General features: G+C 43.7%; 13 protein-coding genes. 7 read left to right on the forward strand and 6 right to left on the reverse strand.

What is annotated here, in order from left to right; translation table 11 throughout:
• Window positions 1-56 precede the first annotated feature (56 nt).
• Both B7360_RS18655 and B7360_RS18660 read left to right on the forward strand, forming a co-directional pair.
• Window positions 57-767, forward strand: coding sequence for an AzlC family ABC transporter permease (locus B7360_RS18655; RefSeq protein WP_085344330.1), 711 nt, complete (start codon window positions 57-59; stop codon window positions 765-767).
• Window positions 767-1,078 carry an AzlD domain-containing protein gene (locus tag B7360_RS18660; protein ID WP_006742072.1) on the forward strand — a complete coding sequence of 104 codons (312 nt, stop codon included), beginning with the start codon at window positions 767-769 and terminating at the stop codon, window positions 1,076-1,078. Before B7360_RS18655 ends, B7360_RS18660 begins: the two co-directional genes overlap by 1 nt.
• On the opposite strand, the gene B7360_RS18665 is transcribed toward B7360_RS18660, so the two are convergent.
• Both B7360_RS18665 and B7360_RS18670 read right to left on the reverse strand, forming a co-directional pair.
• On the reverse strand, window positions 1,075-1,689 hold the full coding sequence (locus B7360_RS18665) for a fumarylacetoacetate hydrolase family protein (protein ID WP_005391187.1): 615 nt from the start codon (window positions 1,687-1,689) through the stop codon (window positions 1,075-1,077). The genes B7360_RS18660 and B7360_RS18665 overlap by 4 nt on opposite strands.
• Before the next feature lie 221 nt (window positions 1,690-1,910).
• A complete protein-coding gene (locus B7360_RS18670; RefSeq protein ID WP_085344331.1) occupies window positions 1,911-2,969 on the reverse strand; it encodes a porin in 1,059 nt (352 codons plus the stop codon).
• Between the two features lie 610 nt (window positions 2,970-3,579).
• Between B7360_RS18670 and B7360_RS18680 the strand changes: the two genes are divergently transcribed.
• The 3 genes from B7360_RS18680 (at window position 3,580) to B7360_RS18690 (ending at window position 6,533) form a co-directional block, all read left to right on the forward strand.
• A complete protein-coding gene (locus tag B7360_RS18680; protein WP_085344333.1) occupies window positions 3,580-4,551 on the forward strand; it encodes a porin in 972 nt (323 codons plus the stop codon).
• A 465-nt stretch (window positions 4,552-5,016) separates the two neighbouring features.
• Window positions 5,017-5,874, forward strand: coding sequence for a DMT family transporter (locus B7360_RS18685; RefSeq protein WP_053809570.1), 858 nt, complete (start codon window positions 5,017-5,019; stop codon window positions 5,872-5,874).
• Window positions 5,875-5,918: 44 nt separating this feature from the next.
• Window positions 5,919-6,533 carry a glutaredoxin domain-containing protein gene (locus B7360_RS18690; protein ID WP_053809571.1) on the forward strand — a complete coding sequence of 205 codons (615 nt, stop codon included), beginning with the start codon at window positions 5,919-5,921 and terminating at the stop codon, window positions 6,531-6,533.
• Window positions 6,534-6,659: 126 nt separating this feature from the next.
• On the opposite strand, the gene B7360_RS25345 is transcribed toward B7360_RS18690, so the two are convergent.
• From B7360_RS25345 to B7360_RS18700, 3 genes are all read right to left on the reverse strand, one after another.
• Window positions 6,660-6,794 (reverse strand): hypothetical protein, encoded by a 135-nt coding sequence (locus B7360_RS25345; RefSeq protein ID WP_005391196.1) that lies wholly within the window; start codon window positions 6,792-6,794, stop codon window positions 6,660-6,662.
• 133 nt (window positions 6,795-6,927) lie between these two features.
• Window positions 6,928-7,275 (reverse strand): hypothetical protein, encoded by a 348-nt coding sequence (locus B7360_RS18695; RefSeq protein WP_085344334.1) that lies wholly within the window; start codon window positions 7,273-7,275, stop codon window positions 6,928-6,930.
• 177 nt (window positions 7,276-7,452) lie between these two features.
• Window positions 7,453-8,646 carry a multidrug effflux MFS transporter gene (locus tag B7360_RS18700; protein WP_085344335.1) on the reverse strand — a complete coding sequence of 398 codons (1,194 nt, stop codon included), beginning with the start codon at window positions 8,644-8,646 and terminating at the stop codon, window positions 7,453-7,455.
• Between the two features lie 105 nt (window positions 8,647-8,751).
• Here B7360_RS18700 and B7360_RS18705 point away from each other — a divergent pair, with 105 nt between their 5' ends.
• Together B7360_RS18705 and B7360_RS18710 are read left to right on the forward strand one after the other, a co-directional pair.
• A complete protein-coding gene (locus B7360_RS18705) occupies window positions 8,752-9,639 on the forward strand; it encodes a LysR family transcriptional regulator (RefSeq protein WP_005391202.1) in 888 nt (295 codons plus the stop codon).
• 182 nt (window positions 9,640-9,821) lie between these two features.
• Complete coding sequence (locus tag B7360_RS18710) at window positions 9,822-11,642, forward strand: bifunctional diguanylate cyclase/phosphodiesterase (protein ID WP_006742077.1); 1,821 nt, start codon at window positions 9,822-9,824, stop codon at window positions 11,640-11,642.
• A 107-nt stretch (window positions 11,643-11,749) separates the two neighbouring features.
• Here the strand turns inward: B7360_RS18710 and B7360_RS18715 are convergent, their stop codons facing one another.
• Window positions 11,750-13,033 (reverse strand): peptidoglycan DD-metalloendopeptidase family protein, encoded by a 1,284-nt coding sequence (locus B7360_RS18715; RefSeq protein ID WP_031780190.1) that lies wholly within the window; start codon window positions 13,031-13,033, stop codon window positions 11,750-11,752.
• Window positions 13,034-13,047 lie beyond the last annotated feature (14 nt).

Below are 13,047 nucleotides of genomic sequence, written 5' to 3' on the forward strand. Positions count from 1 at the left end.
TATGCCGCTACCACGTTACCTTGATAGCCTGATTTTGGAACAACTAAGAATAAACTATGGACCACACTTTGCTGCTAAAAGAAGAATCAAAAGCTGCGCTATTTTGGCAAGGCACACTTGCGATGATGCCACTGAGTATCGCGGTGTTACCTTGGGGTTTACTCGCAGGCTCATTCGCGATTGATACTGGGCTTCACCCTTTGGAAGGACAAGCACTATCCGCCATTCTGTTCGCAGGTTCCGCGCAGCTCGTCGCGATGGGGATGATTAAATCGGGGGCAGGCTTGGTAACCATGTTACTAACAACGTTTTTTATCACCTCTCGACACTTCCTCTACAGTGTATCGATGCGCAGTAAAATTGCATCACTTCCTCTTAAATGGCGGTTATCACTCGGATTCTTACTCACTGATGAGCTGTTTGCGATTGTAGGTCATCATTCCGATAAACAATTTAATCGTTGGTATGCGCTTGGGGCTGGTTTGAGTTTTTACCTGTTTTGGAATATCGCGACATTGACGGGCATTATTGCGGGAAGCCTGATCCCTGAACTGAACGAAATGGGATTGGAATTTGCTGTGGCCGCGACTTTTATCGCAATTGTAGTTCCGACTATTAAAAATATGGCGGTGCTCGCGAGTGTTGTCGTGGCATTAGTGAGCTCGGTCGCCCTAACCTATTACCAAGTGGAAGGAAGTTTGATGATTTCGAGCATTTTAGCCATGCTTACAGGCTACTTTGTGGAACAAGTACAGGAGAAACACTAATGATCATGTTGTCTATTTTACTGATGACGGGACTTGTTTTCACCAGCCGCTACTTGTTTTTAGAACCCAAGCTACCACTGCGATTAGGGACACGTACACAAAAAGTGCTCAACTACGCCAGCCCTGCGGTACTCACTGCGATCTGGGCGCCTATCGTTTTCATTCCCGATGGAGCACTCAGCGTGAATGTGCACAACCCATTTTTATTGGCTGCCTTGCTGGCTGCGTTAATCGCGTACTTTACTAAAAATGTTCTTTTAACGACGGTGATCAGCATGGTGGTATTTCTCGTTCTGCGAATTTGGCTTTAATTCGCCACCCACTCAATCTCCAACAAGGTGACATCACCACACTTTAATCGTCCAAGGAAAATGTCACCTTGATGCACCTCACCAACTCCTTTTGGTGTGCCGGTCATTACCACATCGCCATCTTGAAGTGTTGTGTAACTCGTTAATTCATCCAAAATGGTTAGCGGCGGATAGAGCATCTGGTTAACGTGACCTTTTTGTACACGAACGCAGTTAATCAAGAGCTCTAGGTTAAGATCATTAATATCAATGTTATCCAAAGAGACAAATCGACTAAACACTGCGGAGCCATCAAACGCTTTAGCACGCTCCCAGGGCAACCCTTGTTGTTTAAGTGAAGACTGCAAACCGCGCTTGGTCAGATCCAATCCCAAACCGACCGCTGAATAACGTCCATCTTTGATCAGAAAACAGATTTCAGCCTCGTAATGAAGAGGCTCTTGATGAAATGAACGCAGAGTCGTCGATACGGAAGTCGCGGGTTTATTAAATACCACCATTTGCTCAGGGATCGCATTATCAAGCTCATGAATATGTTCAACGTAATTTCGCCCAACACAAAGCACTTTACCCACTTCTACTTTCTTTTCTTCAACTTGAATAACGCTCATCGCTCTTCCCTGCAAAACAAAAACCTCATCATAATCTAACCTATTGACTTAACGACACTAAATCCCATCCTCTAGTGTGAAAAATAAGACATTCACCCCGTTTTGAGTTTTGTATCATCTAATTGAAACATCACGGTATTTACAAAACAAATAGACAAAAAAGCCAGCACGAGGCTGGCTTTAAATCAATAAGGGTGAATGATTGTTCTCGCTAAATCCTATTATAGGTAGTAACGAGCACCTATCGCCCATTTGTCATCAGTTTCACGACCATGGTCATCATTTAGGTCAAACTGGTAACCCGCGTAACCAACAAATTTAGGCGTGAAGTTGTACTCTGCCTGCAGTGCCATTTCCTCACGAGCGGTTTCTGTTTTAGAATTTTTGAACTCTTTACCTTCAACCATCTCGTAGTTAACGCTCAAGTTTAAGCTGTTCGCTAGAGCGTATGCGATGATCGCTTCGTACGCATCACTTTCCGCCAAACGGTCGCCATTTACACTGAAGTTCATATTTTCATTTGAACCATATACCGCGGCAAGGAACAGACCTTGGCCGTAAGCGCCGTAAGATGCAGACACAACATGTGATTCTGCGGTGTGTTTACCTGTGTAAGCAGGGTGTTGGAAGTCACCACCGTTGTATGAGTAGCCAATTTTCGCGCCCATGATTGCGTAAGAAAGCGCAACTTGCATGCGGTCATCGTATTTAAGACCACCAGTGATAGTACCTGCGTCGTTACGCGTGTATTCATTATTTGCGCCTTGCCATCCAAGACCAACGTTAATCGCACCTGCTTCGCCTAAATCAAAGCCATTTCGATAAGACAGCATTTTATCCGCACGACCTGTGCCTAGGTTTCCGTGATCGTCGTAAATGAAGTCATTCGCAAACGCAATTGGCATATCCGCGATGCCTGCTACATCATAGTAAGGTGACCATTGCGTACCACCTACTGCACGACCGTAAACCTCATGTGTTAAACCTAAGTAACCTAGACGAGTTTTAAACGACTCTTCACCGCCATCTAAGTAGTTTAGAGCCCATTCACCACGTGCGTCTGCGGTGAAGCCATTGCCTAAATCTTGTGTCGCAGAGATATTGATACGAGGAGAGTTAGTACCAACATCCGTGTCACCTTGCTCTGAACCATTTAAGTTAACAGAAACGTGGCCGCCCATCGAAAATGTTGTGCCATCGTTATTATAAAGTTCCACTGCCACTGCTTGAGTGCCGAAAGTTGCTGCTGCGATTGCCGCTGCTAATAATTTTTTATTCATTTCTAAATCCATTACTTATTAGTTGGTTAGTCAGTTTTAGACCCAGCTCTGATTCACTTTCGTAAAACGAAATGATGAACACAGAAAGGAATACAAAGGCCCTCTGGGGCATCTTTTCCGCCAGAATGGATTTACCTTTGTGTAACAACTGCCGACACTTTATTTGATTAGTTCCTGATAACCGAGTGAAAAATTCTCAGCAAAAAACTAAAAAGCAAACGTTTACTTATCCGAAAAAAAATCCAGGCGTAAAAACCTTACAAAAAGAAATGCTTTAACGAGATAGTGCTCACAAATACTTGATGAACCCCAACTTTTGAAAATAACTTTCCCGTCAAAATGAAATATTTACTTACATTTTGGAACCAAAATAGGTTCAGGAACTTTTTGAAAAAAGCACGGTCTCCAATAGAAGGCAGAAAAACCTCAAAAAAGATAAAACCTTTCTTTTTATAAGAGATATAAGAAGGGGCACTTATTCTCGCCAGCAATAAAAGTGCAATCAAATCATAACTTAACAGAAATCTATCTTTCATTTTCAGGGTTTACCTTAGCGTCATCAACACATCGGGCAAGAAAGCCCATCGATTACAACTAGGGTAATAAGAAAATGAAAAAGGCAGCACTAACTACTGCAATTCTTACAGCATTGGTATCAGCACCATCATTCGCAGCAACAGTATACAAAAACGACGGTACTGAATTAAAAGTTGGCGGCCGCGTTGAGTTCCGTGGTGACTTCATCGGTTCAGGTGGTGCTGAAGTTGAAGGCTCAATGGAAGATAAAAGCCGCGCTCGTCTTAATCTAAAAGGTAAAACGGACATCGGCAATGGCCTTTCTGCATTCGGTGTTTACGAAGCCGAGCAAAAAACGGGCAAGAGTGAATTCAAAAACCGCTACATGTATGCAGGTGTCGACTCTGATATCGGTGCTTTCTCTGTAGGTCGTCAAGACATGGCTGCAATCATCATCTCTGACATGACGGATATCACTGAGTTCTCTGGTGTTCAGCAAGTTATCGATTCGTCTTCTGATAAGCAAGACAGCGTTTTCGCATACCGTGGTGCGTTTGATGCGCTACAACTGCAAGCAACCTACCAAGCAAACTCTAGCGATAACGAAGATAAATACGGCATCTCTGGAATGTACTCACTGCCAATGGGCCTAGACCTCGGTCTTGCATATTCTGGTGGCGACGTAGATAAAGACAACTCTGAAGATCAAATTCTAGGTGGTATCGCTTACTCGATGGATAACCTTTACCTAGCAGGTACTTATTCTCAAGGGTCCCTGACTGACTCTGAAGACTTTACGGCTTACGAGCTAGTCGCAAGCTACAAAGTAGCGAGCAAAGTGACACTTGCTGCGCTATACACAGCTCAAGAGAATGATCCAGACAACGGTTCAAAGTACGACACCGTTGAAGGTATCGAGCTTGTTGGTTACTACAAACTAAACAGCAACTTCCGTACTTACCTGTCTTACTACATCAACCAACTTGATGAAGCAAAAGATCCAGCAACAGGTCTAGTAACAGAAGGCGAAGATACACTGCGCCTAGGCGTACGTTACGATTTCTAATTCACTCTTGTCCTAAGAGCGAGTCCACTTGGCCAGCACCTTTGCTGGCCATTTTTTGTGTAACCCAACACAACTCGATAAGTTTTCACAATATCCAAGCATCGCTCTGCAATGAAAAACGAGCGTAACGACTCCTGCTTCTGCCCTCTTTTAATGCGATTTGTCACTAAGTTAGTGCATTTCTCCTAATAGCCAACCGAACTAAAACAAAAAAGCCAATTAAAATCAAACAGATAAAAATTGGCACGCGTTCTGCAATACTAATTATGCAAATGCATGGCAGCGTTTGTGCTTCTCGTTCTTTGTACCTGTTATAACAGGCACGTCCTTTGAATTGGTAATGTCGCCTCCCTCTGGGAGGCATTTTTTTATTGGCGCGAAAAACAATAGGACGTATGATCCCGCCACCTCTATCAAACTGGAATTTTTCAATTGAATCATCATCCTGTTCAAGGTGCGTCCTGGATGCTAACAGCTGGCTTGGCATTCGCCATAGTGAACAGCTTCGCCCAAATTGCTAGCATCAACTTTGGTGTCTCTTCCACCACATTCGCGTTATTCCAATACGCTATTGCCTTATTTGTCATTCTGCCCTATCTGCGTACACTTGGAATTAGACGCTCACTAAGAACCCAACACTTTGGTTGGCATGCCTTCCGTATTTTTCTCTCTGTTATCGGGATTCAGCTTTGGCTTTGGGCACTCGCTTATCCAGTTCCGATTTGGCAAGGCATTGCGCTGCTGATGACCTCTCCATTATTTGCAACGGTTGGATCTGGCTTGTTACTCAAAGAGAAGGTAGGTACTGCACGCTGGTTAGCAACATTAACAGGGTTTGTTGGTGCTATGATCATTCTTGAGCCGTGGGCAGATTCATTTACATGGGCGACCCTGCTTCCTGTTGGCGCCGCATTTTTCTGGGCAGCGTATTCTCTGATGGTAAAGAAAATGTCGGTCAACGATCCGCCCTCAACCATGGTTGTCTATTTATTACTGCTGATAACGCCGTTTAATATCTTATTGGCAATACCGACATTTACGATGCCAAATACCTGGACGATATGGGGCGTACTTTTAGCCGCAGGCGCGCTTACAGCACTCGCTCAATGGGCTATCGTTAAAGCATATGCAGTAGCAGACGCCTCGTTTGTGCAACCATTTGATCACGCAAAACTGCCTTTGAATGTCGTTGCTGGCTGGTTGGTGTTTGGCTGGGTACCACCTGGTCGTTTATGGCTAGGCGCCGCGATTATTATTGCCTCCATTGCGTTTATTACGCACTGGGAATCGAAAAAGACAAAGCTAGTTGAAAGAAAAGTCTAATTTCAAGGTTCTATATTTTCAGGAAAGGAAATGAGGAACACCATATGAGTCAACCAATCAAAATTACACTGTACCGCTGGGCTGGTAGTTGGGGTCCATTCAAAGTCAATATTCCTTGTGGTGAATGTACGTTAACTAAAGATATTTTGACGGATACTTTTAAAAACGAACTCGCTGATGTCCCCGTTGAACTGGAAGTAAAAGATTGGTTATCACATTGGTGGGAACCATTAAAAGCAGGGGCCTGGCATGCACCGATTCTTATTGTCGAAGGAAAAGTGGTCAGCCAAGGAGAAGCGCTAAACCGGGGCGTGCTTGTGCAATCAGTTATCGCTGAATGGGTCAAACGCGATGAGCTAAAAGGCAACATTGTTTATGGTAAAGCCACCTGCCCTTACTGTGTCAAAGCGAAACAACTACTTGACGATGCTGGTGTTCAATACGAGTATCATGACGTGGTTAAAGACAGCGCCGCTTTGTATCGCATGATCCCCGAAGTAAAAGCCATCATTGGAGAAAAAACGCCGGTAACAGTGCCGCAGATCTGGTTGGATGGAAAGTATGTTGGAGGCGCTGACGATTTAGAAAAGTGGTTAGCAGCAAAGGGGCTAGATAAAGTGCCTAATAATGTCGTGGAGATACCAAGCCAATCCGCTTAGCGTTTGATTCAAATGCCATCCGTCTTTGAGTAGTGGTTTACCAATGTTGTTCAATATGTAGGCTGCCACTAAAAACAAGACAGATAAAAGCAAAAAGCCCTGATTCTTCAATCAGGGCTTTTTAAATTATTTCGCCAGTTTTTTCATAACACGAGCAAAAACAGAAGCTTTTTTCTTCTTCGCTTTACCGTAAAGCGCTTTGTGCATCGCGTCTTTTGCAATCATCTGGCCAATATAAGCACCACCAAGTTCGTTACCCATGACCTTCTCCTGAATGTATTGACTTAACTATGTTGTAATTTTACACCATAATTAGATAAAAACAAGACTGGCGTCACATTTATTTTGTAATTAACTTTCAGGTTGGTTCTGATTACTTTTTCGAAACGGGCGCCTATCGCTTAGGTTGCTGGTATGTTTTACCCGCTGCGACGTACGTATCTTTCTGTTTGATTTCAAAGAATGTTTCAAAGAACCACGCAGAAAATTTGATCAAGTGATCGCCTTCATTCATAACGTGCTCCACGTATTCTTGCTCTTCTCCGGACTCGTCTTCTTGAGTGGTAATATGGTAAATACGTTTCTCGCCATCAACTTCTGCAAGACCAAACTGACCCGTTAGGGATTGTGCCGCTTGTGCAACTTCTTCTTCCTCACACGCCTTCAAGACTTCGAGTGCCTTTGGCATGCTTTCTTGCTGAGTAATTTCTTTTACCAGTGTTTCAAATTCGTTTTGTTGCATTCTTTCACCTAACGATTAGAGATCGGATAGTCATTTGGGCAGAAAGGTATCCCCAAGCTGAGAGGAGCTTCAGGCATTGCCCTCTTCCTCTCAAACTGAGTCATTCAATATACACAATGATCCTGACTTAATTTAGCAGCGCATTTTAGAAAGCTGCCTCTTTCGTTGCAAGTATATTCAGGTGGAAGTTTCTGCTTGAATCGTCCCTTCTGGCACTTTACGAAATTGGCTTAGTACGAGAACAAAACAAGAAAGTAACGCAATAAACAAATAAAACACCCCAAGCTGGTTTTGATTCGTGACCCAAGAATCTACCAAGTATCCGCCAAACAACCCGGCTAAACACATTTGAATTGATCCAGATAGCGCAGAAACCGCTCCGGCCTGTTGCTTATGTGGCGACAGCAACAAACTAATTGATACCGGAAACGACATGCCTTGGGCAAAACTTAAACACGTAAATGCCACTAGTAATGAAAATACACTGAAGGGTGTAACCAACAATATGAAGCCAGCAATAGCAACAATCGCGAAACTCATCAGCAAGATTTGCTGAGCTTTGTAACGAGCGTTGATCAAATTAAGCACCAAGCTACCCGTCAGCAAACCAACTGACGGTATGATCATCAAAGAACCGTAATCTGCCGCCGTTAAGCCTAACTCTTGTTGCATTAAAAATGGATACAAGGAAAGCGTGACCAGAGCCGATAAATAACTAAGCCAGTTGTAGCTCGCACTACCAATCACTTGAGTATTCGTTAACAGGCGCAAATAATTTGCACTCACCTGCCCTACTTTAAATTTTCGCTTCGGGTAAGGCAGCGTTTCTGGCAGCACCAATAAACCAAGCGTAAAAATTGCCATTAAGTAAATCAGCACAAACACAAAGACAGCATGCCAGCTCAGGTGAAAAGCAATCCAACCACCAAACAGCGGAGCAATAATTGGCATCACAGATGCCGTGACTGAAATATAAGATAGCGCTTTAGTTAATTGCATACCGTCATAACTGTCACGCAATACGGAGCGACCAAGCACCGAGGCACTACCCGCTCCCAAACCTTGAAGTAACCGCCCCGCTTCAAGAGCAATAATGTTGTCCGAAAAGGCGATACAAATAACCGTACCAACTAGGTACACACTTTGGCCCAGAATAAATACTGGTCGACGACCAATCGCATCAGACAATGGGCCATAAAAAAGCTGAGAGATACCGAAACCAACGAGAAATAGTGTGACGAGATTCTGAATCGAATGTTGCGGCAAATTCAAGTCATGACCAATCAATGGTAAAGAAGGAAGATAAATACTAACGCCAACTTGGCCTGTGGCAATGATCATCATCGCTAATAACAATGGTGTTTTACGCAAACGTTCCTCCTACTTTGTGACAGATTGATGGCAAACAGTGTATATTTGATACTCAAAGATGATAATCAGCTAAGTTGGAAAGGAATTAATTCCCAAGGAGACACAATGGACTGGATTCAAAGCGTGAAGAGTTATATTCGTGTGGTCGAAGAAGGTAGCTTTAATGCCGCAGCGCGGAAACTCAATACCACCAGCTCAGCTATCAGTAAACGAGTTCAATGGCTAGAAGATAAAATTGGCGTTCAGCTACTTAAACGCACGACCCGCTCTATTAGCCAAACCGAAGCTGGTGCGCTGTTTTATCAACGAGCAAAAAATCAGTTGGATTCATGGCAATCAGTATTAGATGAAACTCGCTCAGTCAATCAATCACCAGCGGGGTTATTGAAAATTGGCGCGACACTGGCGGTTGGTTCTAAGTTTTTGGTGCATTACCTAGATGATTTTCTTGAGAAATATCCAGACATCACGCTTCAATTAACGACAACGCTACCAGGCCAATTGCCAGAGCTAAGCTTAGACCTGTTTATTAGCCGGGAATTAGAGCAACTGAACTCTCTGAGTTTCAAAGCCACTGCGCTTTTCGAACATAAAGCCCAGTTTTACGCTGCGCCTAGTTACCTAAAAAAATACGGCACCCCACAATGCGTTGAGGATCTGACAGAGCATAATGTCCTGATTTGGGGTGAAAAGCCCTCACGAGAAATCAAAACCAATCGAGGTAAACGTATCAGCTTGTCCGGTAACTTTGCCACGACTAACCCAGAAGCGCTGTTTCATGGTGCCAAAAGAGGCATGGGTATTCTGATGACGAATAACGTCATGATCAAAGATGATCTCAAATCCGGAGCGTTAGTGCCTATCTTGCCCGATATCACGGCAGATAAAGCCACTGTATATGCCTACTATCCAAAGCTGGATTATCAACATACCCGGACTAAGCTGTTCCTCGATTATCTCAAATCGCGATTAGAAGAGGAGAAGCGTGCTTAGCTTGAATTTCTAGCGCTATATATCGATGAGGTTCAAGCATAAAAACATGAAAATAATGATTTGTTCGTTCACAAAATTTGAAAAATTCGCCTTAGTAACCGATAGTTTATTTGATGCATATCAAATAATAATTCTTCGTGTCTCACACGATATGGTAATCACAACGCTAGGTGAAATGCTCAATGGGTCAGGTACAAATCAGTTTCCACAAAATTGATGAAATATTGAAGCTAAACGGCACGGCTCAGCTAAACCGAGTCACGTTAGATATTCATCAACAATTGCAGAGCCATTGCACTTGCGTTGTAGAAGTTGCGCATCTTCAGCATTCGGCTCATACCATCTCCTTCGCCAGCAATGGAAAAATTACAGACAATCTAAGCTACCACCTTTCAGGCACCCCCTGTGAAAAAGTGGCAAAAGACATTGGCGAACATATTTTCTATCAGGACCAAGTTTACAAACGCTTTCCAGAAGATCAGATGTTTCAAGAGGATGGCATTCAAGCTTACATTGGCCTGCCATTGAAGACACAAAATGGCGAGGTTCTGGGAATTTTATTGTCTACCTTTACCCGAAGCATCCACGCTAAGGAAGCTCAAGATATCCTCGACTTCCACCGCTTTTATGCCAATGTCATTATTCACAGCTTACGTGAAAAGTGGGTCAGTGAACGTTCAGATAAGCTTCTTAATCAGCTTAGCTATGAAGTATCGCATGATAACCTAACTGGGCTGCTCAACCGTAGCTGTTTAGCTGATACCTTGGAGACATTGACGCAACAGGCCACTCGTCCATTCAGTTTGGCTTATCTAGACATCGATAACTTCAAGTCGATCAATGATATCAACGGAAACTACATCGGCGACCAAATTATTAAGTTTACGGCAAACGCCATTCAACAGAGCTTGTCATCGCCAAACAACGCTTTTCGTGTCGCTGGAGATGAATTCGCCTTCATTACTTACGACGAAGATCCTGTCGCCGTGTGTCAGGAAGTACTCGACAAAATTGAAAGCGGCTACAGCGACAAATCTAACCGAATTTCTTTCACTGTTAGTATTGGTATCGCGCGCGCACCAGTACATATGTTGAACAGCGATGAGCTAATTTTGAATGCCAGTCTCGCTCTCAAAGACTGTAAAAAACATCGCGATACACGAATTCAGCATTACGACACACATCTTAGCGCCCTTTATCACCGTAGAACGCAGCTTATTGAAGCCATGCGCATTCAACTAAGCGCTGACATACATGATAGCGAAGAGTTGTATGTCGTTGTTCAGCCAATCGTAGATATCACAAGCGATCGCTGGAATTACTTTGAAATCCTAGCCCGCTGGAACAGCAATGTTTACGGAAACATCTCCCCTGCGGAATTCATTGAAGCTGCCGAACAATCAGGCCTGATTATCGAGTTGGGTGAACGTATTATTGAGCTCGCATGTATCGCAAAACAAGAGCTAGAGGCCAACTTAGGATACAAAGTTAAACTCTCTATCAATTGCTCTGCGTATGAGCTGGTCGACTCTAACCGCTATATTAACCACCTAACTAACATGGTTGAAAAGTATCAGCATGAAGCAAAAGACTTTGTTATAGAGCTCACCGAGACCGTTTTACTCTCGCAAAGTGGCCGTGAACAGATGGTACTTAACTCATTGCGGTACTTAGGTTTTAAGGTCGCGTTGGATGATTTTGGTACTGGCTACTCAAGCTTGAACTATATACACAATTATCCGATTGATAGCATTAAAATCGATGCAACCTTCGTTCAAAACATGCTCTCAAATACAACCTCTGAACAAGTGGTGTTTTTGATAGCGCAATTAGCAGAACTGCTTGATGTGGATTTGATTGCCGAAGGCGTAGAAGACGATAGAGCATTACAAAAATTAATTGAAATGGGCTGCCACTACATTCAAGGCTATTTCTACTCTCGCCCACACAGTGTTGATGAAATCGTACACCTGATAAATGAACGTGAAGTGCGGAGCGCCTAAGAGCTCTAAACAAGCGACGGTCATGGAATGTAAATCTAGTTAATGCACAAAGTAAAAGAGACCAAGCTATGCTTAGTCTCTTTTTATTTTTTGAGCGAAGTACTTTGTTACAGCACTGCTTTCTCTTTATCGCGTAATAGCTTATCCATTTCATCTCTGTTCGCGACAAAGGTTGCCATCTCTTTCTTAGGAACAGAGCTCGCCATTGGGATGTTTGCTCGCATAGCGTTAACTGGACGGCCGTATTCAATCAATTCATAGTGAAGATGTGGCCCTGTCACTCGACCTGTTTTGCCGGAAAGACCGATACGCTGGCCTCGAGAAACCTTTTGCCCTTTTTTCACCAGAATCTTACTTAGGTGTAAGTAACGGGTTTTGTATTTGCTGCCGTGCTCAACAACCACGTAGTTACCCGCATAAGGGTGTTTACGAGTCATGATCACTGTACCGTCACCAGTAGAAACGACTGGAGTACCGGTTGGTACGGCAAAGTCAGTACCGTTGTGCGGCGCGACACGCCCCGTTACTGGATGTAAACGATTAGGATTGAAGCCAGAACTGATACGCCAACGGCTACTTACAGGATAACGCTGGAATGCGCGCTGCAAGCTCTCGCCTTTAGCATTGTAGAATTGACCATCGGTATGAAGGTAAGCTGTGATTTCACGTCCACGATTGTAGATCTTAATCGCCTCAATTTCGTTCTTGCCCGTTGGTACACCATTGATGCTTTGCGAACGACGAACGACTTCAAATCGATCACCTGCACGAAGATCACGCCCAAAGTTGAGCTGCTCTTTGAGTAAGCTCACAACTTGACTCACTTCTGCCGACGTTAGACCTAGTCGACTTGCAGAAGAAGAGAAACTGCCTTGAATAACACCAACCAAAGGTTCTTGGCTCCACACGCCAGGAATCGAGATATCGGTAAAATCATAGCTACCATCGCTATTTAGTTGGTAGACCACTTTATCTGCAATAGAAAATTGCAGTTCCATTTTCTCTAACTCGCCTGTCGCATCATCACGCCAAAAACGGAGCGTATTGCCCGGCTTTAGTGTATCAAGTGCAAGGTAATTCAAATCCGTTTCCATTACTTTCATTAACGAGCTATAACCGAAACCGAGCTGGCTAAAAATAGTGCTTAGGTTGTCACCTGCTTGGATTTGATATTCGAAGTTCGGGGGAGTGACAACTTCGGCAGTTGTCGCATCAAGAATTTTTTCAACGACCTGAGATTCAGGCAGGTTCAATGCGATGGTTTTGGTTAAAGATGACTCTTTGAGAGAGTGAGAAACACCAATCGCAACTAAAACTGGCAAGGAGTATAACAGCAGCGCTCTACGACTTGTCAGATTCGGCAACCGTCTTGTAATTTCATTTGTAGACACGGGAATTACTATCT

Origin of the sequence: Vibrio sp. ArtGut-C1 (assembly GCF_002105475.1) — a bacterium.
In the GTDB taxonomy this organism is placed as follows: domain Bacteria; phylum Pseudomonadota; class Gammaproteobacteria; order Enterobacterales; family Vibrionaceae; genus Vibrio; species Vibrio diabolicus.

Coding starts and splice junctions, on each gene's coding strand:
- B7360_RS18695 (WP_085344334.1), bottom strand. CDS start 7,275: ATGCAACAAAACGAATTTGAAACACTGGTAAAAGAAATTACTCAGCAA.
- B7360_RS18670 (WP_085344331.1), bottom strand. CDS start 2,969: ATGAATAAAAAATTATTAGCAGCGGCAATCGCAGCAGCAACTTTCGGC.
- B7360_RS18680 (WP_085344333.1), top strand. CDS start 3,580: ATGAAAAAGGCAGCACTAACTACTGCAATTCTTACAGCATTGGTATCA.
- B7360_RS18690 (WP_053809571.1), top strand. CDS start 5,919: ATGAGTCAACCAATCAAAATTACACTGTACCGCTGGGCTGGTAGTTGG.
- B7360_RS18655 (WP_085344330.1), top strand. CDS start 57: ATGGACCACACTTTGCTGCTAAAAGAAGAATCAAAAGCTGCGCTATTT.
- B7360_RS18660 (WP_006742072.1), top strand. CDS start 767: ATGATCATGTTGTCTATTTTACTGATGACGGGACTTGTTTTCACCAGC.
- B7360_RS18665 (WP_005391187.1), bottom strand. CDS start 1,689: ATGAGCGTTATTCAAGTTGAAGAAAAGAAAGTAGAAGTGGGTAAAGTG.
- B7360_RS25345 (WP_005391196.1), bottom strand. CDS start 6,794: ATGGGTAACGAACTTGGTGGTGCTTATATTGGCCAGATGATTGCAAAA.
- B7360_RS18685 (WP_053809570.1), top strand. CDS start 5,017: ATGCTAACAGCTGGCTTGGCATTCGCCATAGTGAACAGCTTCGCCCAA.
- B7360_RS18710 (WP_006742077.1), top strand. CDS start 9,822: ATGGGTCAGGTACAAATCAGTTTCCACAAAATTGATGAAATATTGAAG.
- B7360_RS18705 (WP_005391202.1), top strand. CDS start 8,752: ATGGACTGGATTCAAAGCGTGAAGAGTTATATTCGTGTGGTCGAAGAA.